Genomic DNA, 16,342 nt, shown 5'->3' on the forward strand with positions numbered 1-16,342 from the left:
GGCTTCCGTCACCACAAACGGACCGCGCGAGCCCACTCGCGCCCCAGCTGTCCGGTCGATGCGCGAGTGGGCTCGCGCGGTCCCAGCTGGCGCACCCCACCACCGTATCAATCGAGCTCCGGACCCGGATCCCATCCGCGCAGCATGCGGAAGCTCAACGCGACCGCTACCGCCGCCGAACCACCGACCATCCAGCCCCAAACGGCGAACAGACGACCGGTCGACCACCCATTCAAGATCACATCCGGTTCGGACATCGATGCCTCGGGAACGATCTCATCGACGTACGCGATCTCGCCGTGCACCCAGCTTCCCGGTGTGATGTAGCCGAAGAAATTGTCGTCCCGGCAGTCGTAGACCTTACCCGGAAACGTAGCGTCCCAGAAGATCGAGAGCGGAATGCTGAGGGCCACGAAGAAGACTCCGGCCAGAAGGATCCGGCCCAGCCATCCCCGCCAGCTCACGCAAACACATCCATGATCGGCGAGCCCTTGTCGGAGATCCGGAAGGGACGCTGGCTCGGGGACATGATCACCTGGTCGTGCGGAATGCCCATCGCATGGGCGATCGTCGCATTGAAGTCCTGCGGCGTCACCGGATTGTCCTTCACGCGCGAACCGGTCGAGTCGGTTTCACCATACTTGAAGCCACCCTTCACGCCACCGCCGGCCAGCAGGCAGCTGAACGCCGACGGATGGTGATCGCGTCCGTCGTTGTGCTCGGTCTTGATCTCCGGCGTGCGGCCGAACTCGGTCGCCACCACCACCAGCGTGTCCTTCAGCATGCCGCGCTTCTCGAGGTCGGTAATGAGCGCCGAGTAGGCCTGGTCGAACTCGTTGCAGCGGCCCTCGACGCCCGCAAAGTTGTCGTAGTGGGTGTCCCAGCCGCCGAGTTGGACCTCGACGAAGCGCACGCCGTGCTCGACCAAACGCCGGGCCAGCATGCAGCCCTGCGCGAAGCGGCCACCACCGTAGAGGTTCCGTGCCGACTGCGGTTCGTCGTTCAGATTGAAAGCCTTCAGGTCCTCGCTGTTCATCAGCCGGATCGCTTCCTGATAGAGCTCTTCGTAAGCCTTCACGTCGGCATTCTCGTAGCGTCCGTGGAATTGCTTGTTGAGCCGGTCGGCAAGCGCCAGCCGCCGATCGAAGTCCTTGCCGGACACATTGCCGGGCTTGCGGCTGTCCTTGAGACCCTCGTCCGCGCTGCCGATCGGAGCGGCGGCGTATTTCGCTCCGAAGAAGCCACCACCGGTGACGTCCGGAGAGGCGCTGATCGCGACGTAGCCGGGGATGTCCGGATTGATCCGGCCTCCAAGCTTCAGCACCCAGGCACCCAGCGAAGGATGCTTCACCGTGCCGCGCATCGCGTAGCTGGTGTGCATCATGTAGGTCCCCTGCTCGTGCGCGCCCTGCTTCGAGTTCATCGAATTCACCACGCACACCTTGTCCATGACCTTGGCGGTCTTCGGCAGATAGCTGCCGACGAAAACATCGGTCGCGCTGGTGTCGAGCGTCTCGACCGGTCCCATCACTTCCTTCTTCTTCGGCTTCGGATCGAAAGTGTCGAGATGGCTCATGCCACCGGACATGTAGAGATAGATCACGTTCTTCGCCTTGGCTCCCGTCGGCGCGGGTGCGGCGCTGGCGATGCTCGACCCGAGCATCGGCGCGAGGTTGACGCCGAGATACCAGCGGGCGGCGTTGGAAATGAAGGTCCGACGCGTGAGTTCGTCGTGGCGGTTGGGTTCGAAGGTGCTCATGGCTTGCGAATCTTGCGTGGGTTTACTGGAGGAAGAGGAACTCGGAGGACATCACGAGCGCCGAAACGATATTCTGGTAACCGGACCGGCCGGAGGCTTTGACCTCCTCGAGCATCCAGCCCATCTCCTCATCGGATGGCGGGCGGCTGAGGATGGCGATATAGAGGCGGCGGATCTTCTCGCGATCATCGCTCGCTCCCTCGAGACTCTTGTAGAGGTGGGCACCGCCATTGTTGACGAGTTGCTCCTGAACGAATCCGTTCATCAGCGAGAGCACTTGCCCGACATTCGGCTCCTGACTCGAAGACTCGATCACGTCGCGGTCGGCTTGACCGAAGAGGAACAGCAGGTGCTGGCGCGGCGCCGGACTCGGAAGCTCGGAGGCGCGGACCTGGGCGTTGCCGCCATAACTCGTGACCTTCTGCATCATCATCATCGAGTCACCGGAGCTCTTGCCTCCGCCGCCCTTTTTCACGGCCGCCATGAACTTCTCGAAGTAGTTCCGCATTTCCGCCTCGGACTTGATCGCGAGGACCTCCTTCGAAAGCTGGTTCATGTCCTTGCCCTCGAAGTTGACCACCTTGCCGCGCACCCGGATACGGTTGTCCGCCGTCCGCCGGGGCTTCGTATCCGGATTGCCACCGGCCAGCGTGATCAGCGAGTCCCAGATCTGCTCGGCCGACATGCGGGTGAGCTGGCGTCCGTGGAAGTCGTCGCCGGACGCCACCTTCGACGGCTTCGGATTCGGCACGAACTGGAAGGTCTTGGTGTTGAGGAGGATCTTCTGGAAGCCCTTGAGGTCGTATTCCAGCTCGACCATCAGGCTGGTCAGATACTGCATCATGCCCGGCAGGTGGGTGTCCTTCGACTCGATGTATTCGTCGTAGGGTTCGTAGACGCCACGACCCATCACCCGTTGCCACATGCGGTTGGCAATCACGGAAGGGAACTGCTCGCCGGTGCGGGTGGTCACCCAATCGGCGAGCTCCTTGCGGCCATCGTCGGCATCGTCACGGTCGGACATGCGCACCGCTTTGCCGAAGGGCGTGCGGGCGCCGATCATCTCGCCGGGCTCGCCGTCGCGGTACTGATAGTCGCTCGGCAGCTTGATCCGGCCGGTGCCACCGCCGCGCAGGGTCATTCCGTAAACCTCGTCCCAGAGCACCTGGGCGGCCGAGTATTCCACCGTCCGCCGGCGGTCCTCGTCGCGGAGCTCGTCCCAGAGTTTCCGCATCGGCGCGCGGTTGCCGTCGTTCTGACCGTTGGTGAACGCAGCCAGTTCGTAGAAGTCGTGCCGCTCGGTGTCCCCGAACGGGTCATCATGGCATTGCGCGCACTCGATTCGCGATCCGAGGAAGATCCGCATCGAGTTCGCCATGTTGTCGAGCGCCATGCCTTTGTCGCGGATGTAGTAGCCGACCGCCGCGTTGCCCGGATCCCAGGCGCTTCCTTTCGACGCCAGCAGCTCGCGGGTGAGGTCGTCCCAGCGCATATTGCTGTCGATCGCCTCACGCACCCAGTGCCGGTATGGCTCGAAGCTGCCGCGGAAGCCGGGCTTGTTGTCGGCCACCCGCAACAGGTCGAAAGCCCAGTTGCTCATGTGGCTCGAGTAGCCGGGGGAATCGAGCAGGTAGTCGATCAGCTGGATCCGCTTGTCGTCCTCATCGATCTCCAAGAAAAACCGTGCCTCCTCGGCGGTTGGAATGCGCCCGACGGAGACCAGGAACGCGCGGCGCAGGAAGGTCGCGTCGTCGGTCACCTCCGGCACGGCTAGCTTCTGCTGGCGGTACCAACCCGCGACGTAGCTATCGATCTTGAATGCCGCCTGCTTGACGAAATCCGGGTCGTCGGCCTTGGAGGGCTCGAAGGATTTCTCGGCGGCCGAGAGCAGCGGCGTCATTAGGGCGCCGGCGGCGAGGGTGAGGAGAGATCGGGTTTTCATGGAATACTGTGGGACTATCGGCGGGATGGCACGGGGCGTCAACCGCTCCGGCGAGGGAGCGGAAACGGGCAACCCACCATTACGCACAAGGTCGCGCGCGCCTTAGGGAAATTCGTGTCACAGGGCAGACCGGCCACCGCCGCTCCTCCCTACAATTGGCCAAACCTCCAAGGTGTTCCGGTGTCCCCCACCGAGCTCTCCGACCCCTACGCGCTCCAGAAAACGCCCGCGATCGCGGCGCTCATCAGGTTCGAGAACGTCCCGGCCACCACGGCCAGCAGCCCGAATCGGGCAATTTCCTGACGCCGCGACGGCGCCATCCCGCCGAGGCCGCCGAGCAGGATCGCGATCGATGACAGGTTGGCGAAGCCGCACAGGGCCACCGTCAGGATCGCACGGCTGCGTTCTCCGAGCGCCTCCTTCCACTCCCGGAACTGGCCGTATGCCACGAACTCGTTGAGCACCAGTTTCTGCCCGATCAGGCTGCCGCCGCGACCGCTTTCGTCCCAAGGGATGCCGATCAGCCAGGCCACCGGGGAGAAAACCCAGCCGAGGATCTGTTGGAGGCTCAGGTCGGGATGGCCGAAGCTCGAGCCGATCGCTCCGAGGATCAGGTTGCAGAGCGCGATCAGCCCGATGAAGGCGAGCAGCATCGCACCGACGTTCAACGCCAGTTTCAGTCCGGCCCCCGCCCCGAGAGCGGCGGCGTCGAGGACGTTCGCCGGTTTGTCGTCGCCCTCGGCCCAGTCCAGCGACACCTCCTCGGGCGTGTCGGTTTCCGGTACGAGGATCTTCGCGAAAAGCAGCCCGCCAGGCGCCGCCATGAAGGAAGCGGCAATCAGGAATTTCAGCTCCGCACCCATGCTGGCGTAGCCCGCCATCACCGAGCCCGCGATGCTCGCCAACCCGCCACACATCACCGCGAAGAGCTCCGAGCGGGTCATCCGCGCGATGTAGGGCTTCACCACCAGCGGCGCCTCGGTCTGGCCGACGAAAATATTCGCCGCCGCCGAGAGCGACTCGGCCCGGCTGGTGCCGAGCAGCAATTTCAATCCACCGCCGAGCCCGAGGATCACCCAGTGCATGATCCGGAGGTGGTAGAGCACCGCGATCAGCGAGGAGAAAAAGATGATCACCGGCAGCACCTTCAGCGCGAAGACGAAGCCCAGCGAATCGACATCGACCAGCGGCCCGAAGAGGAACTCGATGCCCGAGTTACCCGCCTGGATCACCTGCGCGACCCGATCCGAGACCCATTCCAGCGACACCCGGCCCCAAGGCACCTTGAACACCCACAGCCCGATCACCACCTGCAGCCCGAAGGCCAAACCCACCGTCCGCCACCGGATCGCCGAGCGGCGCCTCGACAACAGCCACGCCACCGCGAGCAAAGCCAACATTCCGAGCACCGCCATGCCGCGCAACTAGCCGATTCCAAGCCAACCGACCAGCCCGCAACCAAGGAGCGGCGTCTTTCAGGCGCCGGAGCCCCATGGGGAAGCCGCTACCCTGCCACGATGCGCGAGTGGGCTCGCGCGGTCCGTTTCGAATTCCTACGCCGACTCACCGGTCGACCCGAGCCGAGCCGCCACCGACGAGCTTCTTCACTTCGTCGACCGTGGCCATGGTGGTGTCGCCGGGGGTGGTCATGGCCAGCGCACCGTGCGCGGCGCCGTACTCGACCGCCATCTTGGCGTCGTCGAATTCCATGAAGCCGTAAACCAGTCCGCTGGCGAAGGAATCTCCGCCGCCGACGCGGTCGTAAATTTCGAGCTTCGGACGGTGGGTCGCTTCGTGGAACTCGCCGTCGTGCCAGCAGATCGCGCCCCAGTCGTTGATGGTGGCGGTGTGGACGTCGCGCAGGGTCGTCGCGACGACCTGGAAGTTCGGGAAATCGGCGACCGCACGCTTGATCATGTCCTTGAAGCTGTCGACCTCGAGACCGGTGACATGCTCGCTGACTCCCTCGACCTCGAAGCCGAGCGAAGCGGTGAAATCCTCCTCGTTGCCGATCATCACATCGACGTATTTGGCAATCTCGCGGTTGACCTCCTGGGCCTTGGCCTGGCCACCGATGCTCTTCCACAGGCTCGGCCGGTAGTTCAGGTCGTAGGAAACGATCGTGCCGTGCTTCTTCGCCGCCTTGCAGGCTTCGATGGTCACCTCGGCGGTGGTTTCCGACAGCGCGGCGAAGATCCCGCCGGTGTGGAACCAACGGCTGCCCTGCGTTCCGAAAACGTCATCCCAGTCTATATCACCGGGCTTCATCTGCATCGCGGCGGTGAGGCCACGGTCCGGTGTTCCCTTCGCACCGCGCACGCCGAAGCCTTTCTCGGTGAAGTTCAGTCCGTTGCGCACATTGCGGCCGAGACCGTCGAAAGCGGCCCATTGGATGAAGCGGGTGTCGACTCCGCCCTGGAGGATGAAATCTTCGAGCAGACGACCGATGTCGTTGTCGGCGAATGCCGTCACCACCGCGGCACGCTTGCCGAAGCAACGGCGCAGGCCACGCGCGACGTTGTATTCGCCGCCACCTTCCCAGACATCGAACTTGCGGGTGGTGCGGACCCGGCCATCACCGGGATCAAAGCGGAGCATGATCTCGCCGAGCGAGATGATATCGAAGGCAACGGAATCAGCGGGGCGGAGTTGGATGGACATCGGTTCGTTGGGGTTGGGGACCAGAATGGGTCAGATGGATGGGATGGGAGACCAGGAAAGCGGGACGTCTCGGATTCCCATCCAATTCATCCCATCCATCCCGGTCCGGAAAACTACTCTTCGGCGCTGGGCACGACGCCGTTGGCACAGAAGACCGGGCCTTCGCCCTTGAGGAAATTGACGAGGTTGGTGACGGCCTTCATCGCCTGACGCGGCACGCTCTCGAAGGTGCGCGAACCGATGTGCGAGGTGACGATCGCCTTCGGATGGGAGAGCAGTGGATGGTCGGCCGGCGGCGGCTCCTCTTCCATCACGTCGGTCGCGTAGCCCGCCAGTTTGCCGCTCTCGAGCGCTCCAAGCACCGCGGCGGTGTCGGCCAGTTCGCCGCGCCCGGTGTTCACGATGATCGCGTCGTCCGGCATCATCGCGATCCGCTCGCGGTTGATCATGTGGTGGGTCGACGCGTTCAGCTTGGTGTGCGGGCTGATGATGTCGCAGGTGGCGAAGAGCGAATCGAGCGAGTCGTGACGGGTCACGCCGTGCTCGGCGCAGAATTCCTCCGGCCAGAAGTTGCCGAAGCCGTGCACCTCCATGTCGAAGCCGCGGGCGCGCTTGACCATTTCCTGGCCGATGCGTCCGAGACCGACGAGACCGATCTTCTTGCGCCACAGCTCGTGGCCGGTCAGGCGCTTCCACTCGCCCTTGCGGGTGGCGTCGACCGTCTCGATGAGATTCCGATAGAGGGCGAGCATCAGGCAGAAGGTGTGCTCGGCGACCGTCGTGTGGTTGACACCCGGCGTGAACATCACGGGGATCCCGAGCTCCTTGGTGGCCGGGATGTCGATCTTGTCGAGGCCGATCCCGTACTTCGCGATCACCCGGAGTCGCGGCAGGCTCTTCTCGATCACCGCGCGGGTGATGCCGTCATCGCCGCAAAGAAATCCGTCGAATTCGCCGGCCAGCTCCAGCATCCGCGCCTCGCTGAGCGGGCCCCGCTCGCGGACGATCTCGTAGCCTTGGCTCTCGAAGAACTCGTGATGCGGACCGGGGGTGTCCTGAAAACTGCAGGTGGTGAGGAGAATGCGTTCGGCCATGGCTCGGGGCGGATTCCAGCACCAAAAAGTTGTCATACAAGTCTGAATTTCGGCCCACTGTGTCTTGCATGATCCGGCGGCGTGAAACTTGCTTCACATTTCGCGAAGTTTCTTGTCCGGAGACCGTAAGTTCATCAAATTGCGAACAAGATTTTGGGCCATCGACTAACAACCGCGCTGACGGGCGGCTTCGCGCTTGCCTGCGCACTCGGATTTTCCGCCTGCGACCGGGCCACCGACGCACAGGCCGACGCCGAGTGGTGGCGGCTGGAAGGTGATCGCCACGAAAAGTCGAGCCAGGTCGAACTGCTCAAGCAACGGCTCGAGCGGAAGCAGTCCGACGGACTCGACGCGGAAGCGATCGCAGCCGGCTGGGCCGCTGTGGACGGCAAGGCCGAAGCCCTCGAGGCGCGCATCGTTGAATTGGAAGCCGCCAATGAGTCGCTGGTCGAAATGATCCGTTCGCAGCGCGAGCAGTGGCTCGCCCAACGCCGAGACGGGCAGCGCGGCCGCGAAATCGAGGAACTCGCCAGCCGCAGCGGACGCACCTACCGCGACGTCACGATCAACCGCGTCACCGAGGCCGGGATCGAATTTTCCCATGCCACCGGACTGGCGCGGATGACTGCCGCCGACCTGACTCCGGAGCAGCGCGATGACTTCGGCATCGATTTCCAGCGCTCAACCGAACTCGTCGCCCGGGAAGACGCCCGCCAGCAGGCGTATCGCCAGTGGGTCGACGGCCAGCTGCTCGCCCGTGCCGAACAGGAGCAAAAGGACAAGCGTGCGGCCGAATTGGCGGCTGCCTCGGTTCGTTACCGGCCGACTTTCGTGTCGGCGGCATCGGCCTCGACACTCGACACGACCCGCCGGATCAGCCCGCTCGATCAACCTGCGCGCAGCGTCGGACGCAGCAGTTTCTACAACGTCTACTACTCGCAGCCGTACCGCACGCGCTACTACACCCCGGCGAATCCTCTCTCCCGTGCGAAGTATCTCAATACGACGTCGCGCAATGTCACCAACCGGGTCTTCCAGAACCGGCCCCGGGTCATTTCAAGAAGTCCGAATCCGCCACGCCGCCCTTCCCTACCACGTCCATGTCCAAACGACTGACGGCCCGCACGCCATTTGCCCTCGCCCTCCTCTCCACCATCTTCCTCTCGAGTTGCGGCGATGATCCGGAACTGGTCCGGAAACGCGAAGAGCAGCGCGCCGAAATCCGCCGGCTGGAAGGCGAGCTGACGGTGCTGCGTGACAAGCTCGCCAACGCTCCCAAGGACCGGACCGCGGAGCTTGAGGAGCTGCAGAAGAAGACCGTGGCGGAGCAGGCGAAGATCGCCGAACTGGAGACCACCGTCGCCGACCTCGGAAAGCGGAAGGATGAGCTCGAAGACGAGTTCAAGGACTACCAGCGCCAGTACCCGCTCCGCTAACTCCGAAACTTCCGAACGATGGGAACCGACCTTTTTACCAGCAGTCGCGGCCCAGGGGTGATCGGCACCCTGATGGCTTTGCTCGTCCTCGGCGGCTTCGGCACGCTCTACGTGTTCGTCTTCGACGAAAGCCTGCAGGGCGACGGCAAGTCGCTCGAGTCGATTATTGCCGACGATGCCAAGCAGGTCGTCAGCCTCGAGAAGCGGGTCAAGTCGCACGAGGAACAGATCGCCGCGACCGAGGCCTTCAAGGACACGGCCTCACAGATTCTCTCCCAGCAGGCGAAGCTGACCGCCGCGGAAGCGCGCTCGGCGGAGTTGGAAGGCGCGGCAGCCGAGCGAAGCGCCGAAATCGAGAAACTCGAAGGATCGTTTGGCGAGTACCAGCAGTCCTACCGCGAGTCCGCCCGCGCCTCGATGGTCGGCAAGAAGATGGACGAGCTGAAGACGCTGGAAGGAACGACCTACAAGGACGTGAAGGTGACCGATGTCGATCCGGCGCGCATGCAGATCCGCCACTCCGCCGGCATTACCGGAATTGCCTTGGAACAGCTTCCGGAAGACATGCAGGACTACCTGCAGGTCGATGCCTCCGAGAAGGAGCGCCTTCTGGCCGCCGAGGAAGCAGCCAAGAAGCTCCGCAACCAGAGCGCCGACTTCGGCGAGGCGGAATACAAGATCGCGATGATGGAGCACGACCTGAAAGGGCTCGACCAGAAGCGCAAGGATGCCCGCAACCGATACAACACGGCTCAGGCGTCGATTCCCTCGCTGGAGATACAGATTTCGCGCAAGCGGATCGAGCTTACGCAGGAAGAGCGCAAGGCGAGGTCCGGCGGCATCAGCAACGCCCCGCAGGTGCGCTCGCACATCCAGCAGCTTGAAAGCCGGATGGCCGCCGCCCAAAGCAAACTTCCATCTCTTCGCGCCGACATCTCCAAGCTCGACAACGACTACCGGGCGATGGAGCAGAAGATCGCGATCTCCAAGCAGGAGCTGAAGACCAAGAAGGCCGAGGCCGCGGCGAAAAAGGCCGCCGAGAGCAAGGAGGAATCATGACCGCCTGGGACACCGATGACTACGGCGGGATCATGGGCATCCTGCTGGGCATCATCGTCCTCGTCTTCGGTGGTATCACGGTCTCGCTCGTGATCGAGAGGCGCACCGAGGGTGCCCGCAGCGGGAAGACGCTGGAGGCGGACATCGCGCGCGACGCCAATCAGATCCTCGATCTCAAGTCGGAGATCATCACGCTGGAGAAGCGCTGGGAGAGCAACCATCAGCCGAATCTCGGACAGGATGGCGAGATCACCGCTCTCCGCGACGAGCTCAACCGGACCGTCGCGGAGCGCTCGAAGCTCCACAGCGATGCCGAGAATTTGCGGGAAGATTTGGCGGATTTTGAGGAAGATGCGCAGGAGTACCGTCGACGCTACCGGATCCAGGCCCGGGCGGATGTGATCGGTCAGGCGGTCGAAGCGCTCAAGCTGCCGAATGGCAGGAGCTATCGCGACGTCACCATCCGCAAGTGCGGTCCGGAAGGCATTCACATCCACCACTCCGGTGGCAGCGCCCGGGTCGCTTACTCGGACCTACCCACCGAGTGGAAGGACAGGCTGCAGTGGCATCCGGTCGAGGAGGAGCTTCCGGCGGTGGTGCAGGAGCAACCGAAGCCCGAAGACGGGAAAGCCGGGCCGAAACCGGACTCCGACCGCGATGCCGAACGGGAAAAGGAGGCGTTGCGCCAGACCCGGATCCAGACCGCCCGGGACAGCATGCGCCGCTACCATGCCGACTATCTCGATGCCCGCCGCATGGCTTCCACCGCCCGCAGCCGCTCGCTGGGATCCGACCGCTCGGTGCCCGGCAGCCTGGAAACGTGGGAAGAACGGGCGCTCCGCATGGACCAGGTCGCGGCCAAGGCCCGCTCGCTGTTCATCCAAGCCCGCACGGAGCTGGCCACACTCAATCCGCGCGACCGGCTGCTCTCGGACCCCCGTTACCGCTTGGGTCCGTGAATGCACTGAGCGCTTGAGTCGCCATCCCGCTTGGCGAAGATGCGGGAATGAAAACCCGAAACCTCTTCCGCCGCGCCACGCTGGCGTCCCTCGCCGGCAGCACCGTTCTTCTCTCGTCGTGCAACGAGGACCAGTCCGCCGAGGTCGAACGCCTGACGGAGGAAGTGGAAGCGGTCCAAGGCGACTACGAGTCCGAAAAGCGGATGCGCGAGAAGGCCGAGGAGAGCTTGGAGAAGGTCTACGACGAACTCAGCGAGCTCAAAGGCGAGCTGTCCGCGGTCAAGTCGGAGCTGAAGTCGGCCAGCAGCGAACTGGCCCGCTACCGCAAGCGGGAAGAAGACGCCGAAGCCGCCGAGGAGGCGAAGCCGAGTCGCGAGGAAATGGCCCAGGCCGGACGCGAGGCGGCGGAGAAGAATCTGGCCGCCCGGGTGACCATCACCGGCGACAAGAGCACGGGCTCCGGAGTGTTGGTCGAGGAGGACGGCAAGACGTGGATCTACTTTTCCCTGAAAACCCTCGAAGGCAACAGCCAGCTCCAGATCGCCGGGTCAGGCGGCGGCGAACTGACGAAGTTCGGCACCTTCGAAATCGACAACGCCCGCGGCCTCGCCCGCCTCGAGATCACCGAGGAGGTCCCCGCCAAGTTGTCCATTCCCGGAGAAGAAACCACCGAGACCGGCCGATCGACGACCCTCCTGACGGCCGACGAATCGGGCTCGCTGATCGAAGGCCGGTCCTACGGCCGGAGCAGCGACGGCACCATCCGGGCCGACTCACGGATCAGCGCGGCACCGGCGGGAGCGCCCGTCCTCAAGGGCGACACCGGTGAACTGTTCGGAGTGATGGTCGAGGCCGATGAGGAGGAGCACCTGCTCTGGCCCGACAATTACAGCCGCCGTCGCCCCGGAGCGAAGACGGTGATCCGGCTTGGCGGTGACGCCGACTGGTCCGCGGTTCCGGTCGCCTCCTATCTCGAGGAAGCGAGGATCCTTTCCGAGATGGACCGCACCACCCGACTCGTTGCGGCCTTCGCGGCGATGTCAGTTTCCGGAAACACGATCACCTACGGCACCATTCCGGATGCCCGCATGTCGGTCGAAGAAGTGCTTGAGGAACACTCGGGCGCCGATGTCGTTTCCTCGCTGAAAGAACTCTCCGATTGGCTCGGAGACAAGGGTGCCCGGGCCTCGGCGAGCGATGTCAACAAGCAGGTGGGCCGCGTGTTCGACGAGATCCAGGTGCTGTCCACCCGGCAGACCAAGGCCTTCGAAGGCAAGCGTTTCTCGGAAGCCCATACCAAGGAGGCGGCCGAGTCCCTCAAGTGGCGCAAGGAAGCCGAGACGGCGCTGGCCAAGACGATCAACTCGATCGAATAGGGATCAGAGGTCCCGCGCGTCGAAGGTGTTGTTCGGGTCGAAACGCTCGCCCCGGAATCCCTTCATGAACCAGCGCACCCGCTGCTCGGACGTGCCGTGGGTGAAGGCGTCGGGAACCACGTGCCCCTGCGCCTGCCGCTGCAGGGTGTCGTCGCCAATCGCGTTGGCCGCGCGCAGCGCCTCCTCGACGTCGCCCTCTTCGAGGAAATTGTAGCGCTCCTGCCCCTTCCGAGCCCACATCCCTGCAAGGAAGTCGGCCTGCAATTCGAGGCGCACCGAGAGCTCGTTCGCCCGCACCTTGTCCGTCCGCTGCTGCGCCTGATGGACTTGCCCGGAGATGCCGAGCAGGTTCTGGACGTGATGCCCGACTTCATGGGCGATCACATAGGCCTGCGCGAAATCGCCGGGCGCATCGAAGCGGTTCTCAAGCTCCTCGAAGAACCCGAGATCGATGTAAACCGTCCGGTCGGCCGGACAGTAGAAGGGCCCGACCTGCGAGCTGGCGAAGCCGCAACCGGAGCGCGTCGAGCCGGAGAAGATGACCATTCTCGGTTGCTCGTAGCGCTTCCCCATTTTCTCGAACTCGGCGGTCCAGATGACCTCGGTATCACGCAGAACCGTCGAGGCGAATTCAGCGAGGCGGTCCTGCTCGGGTGAAGCCGGCGCGCCGGACATCGCTCCGCCACCGCCCGTGTCCTCGAGCAAGGTCATCGGGTTGATCCCGAAAATCCATGCCAGCAGTAGCACCACGATGATGCCTCCCCCGCCCATCGCCACGCCACCACCCCCGCGACGGCGGCGGTCTTCGACATTGCGGCTTCTTTCCCGATTCTCCCAACGCATAACCCGGACTCCTCAGGCTCCCACAAACCGCCATTTCACGGCAAGCTTCGTCTTCCCGCCCGTCCAAGCATCCGGGGAATTTGTAATCGCCCGGGTGACGGGCCGTGTTAGAACAGAAGCGTAACCGAGTCCACAACCCATGCTCGACCCCAAACTGCTCTGGCTCATCGCCGGGATCATCATGATCCTCCTCGAATTCGCCGCCCCCGGCGTCGTGATCGTCTTCTTCGGCTTCGGTGCCGTTGTCACCTCGATCACCACCTGGCTCGGACTGACTCCGGGCATCGGCTCGCAGTCGCTCATGTTCGGCGGCAGCTCGATCATCCTGCTCTTCAGCCTCCGCCGCTACGTGAAAAAGTGGTTCGTCGGCAACTCCGAGGACGGCGAGGGAGATCTCGACGATGACTTCACCGGTCGCGAGGCCCGCGTGACCCACGACATTCCCGGTCCGGGCGCGGACGGCCGGGTCGAGATCAAGGGCGCCGAGTGGAAGGCCCGTGCCGAGACGGCGATCGCCGCCGGCGAGACCGTGATCATCGAGAACCGGAGCGGACTGACGCTGCACGTCCGCACGCGCTGAGCATTTCCAACCATACCCCAAAGACCATGAATGCCACCACGCTACTCGCTGAAACGCTGTTCCCCACGATCATCGGAATCGCGTTCGTCTTGATCGCCGTCATTGCCGTCATCAAGACGGCACGCGTCGTTCCGCAGCGCTCGGCCCACGTCGTTGAGCGACTGGGCAAGTACCACAAGACGCTCGAGGCAGGGTTCCACATCCTCGTTCCTTTTATCGACCGGGTCGCCTACAAGCACTCGCTCAAGGAGGTTGCGATCGACGTGCCGTCGCAGATGTGCATCACCAAGGACAACATCGCGATTGAGATTGATGGTGTTCTCTACATGCAGGTTCTCGACGCGAAAGCCGCGTCGTACGGCATCGAGAACTACTACTTCGCCGCCTCGCAGTTGGCACAAACCACGCTGCGTTCTGAAATCGGCAAGATCGAACTCGATCGGACCTTCGAGGAACGCGACGCGATCAACAACTCGGTGATCATCGCGCTCGACAAGGCGTCCGAGCCATGGGGCCTGAAGATCACCCGATACGAAATCGCCAACATCAAGCCACCGCAGTCGGTCCAGGACGCGCTCGAGAAACAGATGCGCGCCGAACGCGAGCGCCGGGCACAGATTGCCCTCTCCGAGGGTCAGCGCGAGGCCCAGATCAACGTCGCGGAAGGTGAGAAGCAGGACGCCATCAAGGTCTCCGAGGCGAAGAAGCTCAGCCAGATCAACGAGGCCGAAGGCAAGGCCCGCGAGATCGAGTTGCTCGCCACCGCGACCGCCGACGGCATCCGCCGCATCGCCGAGGCCATCGAGGCGCCGGGCGGACAGGCGGCCGTGAACCTGCGGATCGCGGAGCAGTACGTGAAGGAGTTCGGCAATCTCGCCAAGGAGGGCAACACGCTCATCGTGCCGCAGAACCTCTCCGACATCGGAGGAACCGTCGCATCGCTGGCGAAGATCCTCCAAGGAACCGGAGCGGCCTCGGACGAACCGGCCGGAAGCGCCTCCCGTAATCCGGGCCCGGGAATGCCGCCACCGCTCGGCTGACCCGGACGCAGCTCCATCGTGGGCGATCCCGTCGGAAGACGATGAATGGGAGCGGACCGCGAGCTTCAGCTCGCCCCATCATGCGGGCAGCCTGGGTTCCGGGGCGAACTGAAGCTCGCGGTCCATCCCGGGCAATGCCCGGGCCTGGGAATTTTCGTGCTCCTTCGCAATCACCATCGTCGAAGCCCACCGATCACCCCCCGGAATCAGCACGTCCCCAACTCGGGGGCGTGTTTGCTTTCAGGGCATGGGCGGGAACCGGATGCCCCGCGTCGAAGACCCTGAGCCGGTCGGGCGAAAGCACCTCGACCTTCGCCTCATCGGCGCGGGCGGCATCCAGCTTCCAATGCTTCGCGAGGAAAGCGTAGAGCGGCTTCCGCTTCTCGGCGTTGTAGTCGTGCTTGCCGTCCGGAAAATGCGCGTTCTCAACCCGGTCCTCTTTACCATAAAAGCCGTAGATCCGGCGGATGTGAGGAACGGCATCCTGCGGGACATGCGCGCTCCAGTCACCGCCGTCGGAGATCACCAGCAGCGGCCGTGGCGCGATGACTGCGGCGATCTCGACCGGATTGGTCACGTGACCGGGTCGCACATGGATCGGCATGCCGCTCTCGCAGTTGCAGCCACCGTAGAAGTAGGACGAAACCATCGCGCACGGAACCGACAGCGTCACCCGGCCATCCACCGCCGCGAGTTGCATGCTCAGCGTCGCGCCACCCGAGGCACCGGTAACTCCGACCCGCTTCGGATCCGCGCCTTCAAGTTTCTCCATGAAATCCAGTACCCGGATCGCCGACCACAATTGGATTCGCAGCACCTCGTCGCCGAAATTGTGGTCCCATCCGAGTTCGCGCGACTCGCCGAACCCGACCGCATCCCAGGCGAAGACCGCGCACCCCATCCGGGCCATCGCGCCGCAGCGCTTCTGCATGTCGTGACGGAAGCGCCCGTGCTCCGCCAGGTCCTTGCCCTGCCAGTGGCCGTGCGGACAGAGCACCAGCGGCATCCTCTCCCGATGCTCCGGAAGGTAGAGGTTTCCCGTCACGAAGAGCCCCGGCAGCGACTCGATCGCCACGTTCTCGACCGAGTAACCGTCGAGTGGTTTCACCGAATGCCGGATCGGCTTCAGCGGCGTGCGCTCCGGGAGCGGGTCGAGTTTCGCTCCCTTGAGGATTCCACCGCGGATCTTGCGCGCTTTCGCCTCCCATTCGGCCTGGCTCGCGTACTCCTTCGTCCTCTCGGCGAGGTCAGCCGCGCCCTGCTCCGGCTCGAACACCCTCCCCTGCCTCAGCTCCTGCGCCGAGGCGCTGAAGACGGTCGCGATCCCGAAAAACAACCATGCTCTCATTGCCCCAGTTCACACGAGTCCGGACGAATGTCGAATCCCCCGATCGGGTCAACCGCTTCCAGAGGGGAACACTCAACATTCAACAAGGACCTCACAATGACCAAGAGGCCGCGCGTCGATCCGATGGCATTTGGACATTCCTTGTTGAATGCTGAGTGTTCCCTTTGACCGGAACCACTTCGCGAACGAACCAAGGCAACAAAAAGCCCGTGTCCCCGGAAGGACACGGGCGGAGAACTGCAGAA

15 protein-coding genes are annotated in these 16,342 nt (G+C 63.8%); 7 read left to right on the forward strand and 8 right to left on the reverse strand.

Features of this window, described 5'->3' with window-relative positions; translation table 11 throughout:
• Positions 1 to 107: 107 nt before the first annotated feature.
• The 6 genes from HAHE_RS04615 to HAHE_RS04640 all read right to left on the reverse strand — a co-directional run bounded on the left by HAHE_RS04615 (position 108) and on the right by HAHE_RS04640 (position 7,456).
• Positions 108 to 464, reverse strand: coding sequence for a hypothetical protein (locus tag HAHE_RS04615; RefSeq protein WP_338689003.1), 357 nt, complete (start codon positions 462 to 464; stop codon positions 108 to 110).
• A complete protein-coding gene (locus HAHE_RS04620; protein ID WP_338689004.1) occupies positions 461 to 1,759 on the reverse strand; it encodes a DUF1501 domain-containing protein in 1,299 nt (432 codons plus the stop codon). The genes HAHE_RS04615 and HAHE_RS04620 overlap by 4 nt, the downstream gene beginning before the upstream one ends.
• Positions 1,760 to 1,781: 22 nt before the next feature.
• The gene (locus HAHE_RS04625) at positions 1,782 to 3,701 is read right to left on the reverse strand and encodes a DUF1549 domain-containing protein (protein WP_338689005.1); all 1,920 of its coding nucleotides are present in this window, start codon (positions 3,699 to 3,701) and stop codon (positions 1,782 to 1,784) included.
• Between the two features lie 206 nt (positions 3,702 to 3,907).
• On the reverse strand, positions 3,908 to 5,116 hold the full coding sequence (locus tag HAHE_RS04630) for a NupC/NupG family nucleoside CNT transporter (protein ID WP_338689006.1): 1,209 nt from the start codon (positions 5,114 to 5,116) through the stop codon (positions 3,908 to 3,910).
• Positions 5,117 to 5,264: 148 nt separating this feature from the next.
• On the reverse strand, positions 5,265 to 6,362 hold the full coding sequence (locus tag HAHE_RS04635; RefSeq protein ID WP_338689007.1) for a sugar kinase: 1,098 nt from the start codon (positions 6,360 to 6,362) through the stop codon (positions 5,265 to 5,267).
• 113 nt (positions 6,363 to 6,475) lie between these two features.
• On the reverse strand, positions 6,476 to 7,456 hold the full coding sequence (locus HAHE_RS04640) for a phosphoglycerate dehydrogenase (protein ID WP_338689009.1): 981 nt from the start codon (positions 7,454 to 7,456) through the stop codon (positions 6,476 to 6,478).
• A 153-nt stretch (positions 7,457 to 7,609) separates the two neighbouring features.
• Between HAHE_RS04640 and HAHE_RS04645 the strand changes: the two genes are divergently transcribed.
• From HAHE_RS04645 to HAHE_RS04665, 5 genes are read left to right on the forward strand one after another with little or no spacing between them, the layout of a single operon-like run.
• Complete coding sequence (locus HAHE_RS04645) at positions 7,610 to 8,572, forward strand: hypothetical protein (RefSeq protein WP_338689011.1); 963 nt, start codon at positions 7,610 to 7,612, stop codon at positions 8,570 to 8,572.
• The gene (locus HAHE_RS04650; protein ID WP_338689013.1) at positions 8,557 to 8,892 is read left to right on the forward strand and encodes a hypothetical protein; all 336 of its coding nucleotides are present in this window, start codon (positions 8,557 to 8,559) and stop codon (positions 8,890 to 8,892) included. Before HAHE_RS04645 ends, HAHE_RS04650 begins: the two co-directional genes overlap by 16 nt.
• An 18-nt stretch (positions 8,893 to 8,910) precedes the next feature.
• Entirely contained in the window at positions 8,911 to 9,951 is a 1,041-nt protein-coding gene (locus HAHE_RS04655; protein ID WP_338689015.1) for a hypothetical protein, read from the forward strand.
• Complete coding sequence (locus tag HAHE_RS04660; protein WP_338689016.1) at positions 9,948 to 10,910, forward strand: hypothetical protein; 963 nt, start codon at positions 9,948 to 9,950, stop codon at positions 10,908 to 10,910. The genes HAHE_RS04655 and HAHE_RS04660 overlap by 4 nt, the downstream gene beginning before the upstream one ends.
• Before the next feature lie 47 nt (positions 10,911 to 10,957).
• Entirely contained in the window at positions 10,958 to 12,286 is a 1,329-nt protein-coding gene (locus HAHE_RS04665; RefSeq protein WP_338689017.1) for a hypothetical protein, read from the forward strand.
• A gap of 3 nt (positions 12,287 to 12,289) precedes the next feature.
• Here the strand turns inward: HAHE_RS04665 and ypfJ are convergent, their stop codons facing one another.
• A complete protein-coding gene (gene ypfJ / locus HAHE_RS04670; protein ID WP_338689018.1) occupies positions 12,290 to 13,129 on the reverse strand; it encodes a KPN_02809 family neutral zinc metallopeptidase in 840 nt (279 codons plus the stop codon).
• A gap of 139 nt (positions 13,130 to 13,268) precedes the next feature.
• Here ypfJ and HAHE_RS04675 point away from each other — a divergent pair, with 139 nt between their 5' ends.
• Positions 13,269 to 13,709 carry an NfeD family protein gene (locus tag HAHE_RS04675; RefSeq protein ID WP_338689019.1) on the forward strand — a complete coding sequence of 147 codons (441 nt, stop codon included), beginning with the start codon at positions 13,269 to 13,271 and terminating at the stop codon, positions 13,707 to 13,709.
• A gap of 26 nt (positions 13,710 to 13,735) precedes the next feature.
• Positions 13,736 to 14,749: a stomatin-like protein gene (locus HAHE_RS04680; RefSeq protein WP_338689020.1), complete on the forward strand. Its 1,014-nt coding sequence runs from the start codon at positions 13,736 to 13,738 to the stop codon at positions 14,747 to 14,749.
• A 193-nt stretch (positions 14,750 to 14,942) separates the two neighbouring features.
• On the opposite strand, the gene HAHE_RS04685 is transcribed toward HAHE_RS04680, so the two are convergent.
• Positions 14,943 to 16,097, reverse strand: coding sequence for a hypothetical protein (locus tag HAHE_RS04685; RefSeq protein ID WP_338689021.1), 1,155 nt, complete (start codon positions 16,095 to 16,097; stop codon positions 14,943 to 14,945).
• Positions 16,098 to 16,342: the final 245 nt, after the last annotated feature.

It is taken from the genome of Haloferula helveola (assembly GCF_037076345.1).
GTDB lineage: Bacteria > Verrucomicrobiota > Verrucomicrobiia > Verrucomicrobiales > Akkermansiaceae > Haloferula > Haloferula helveola.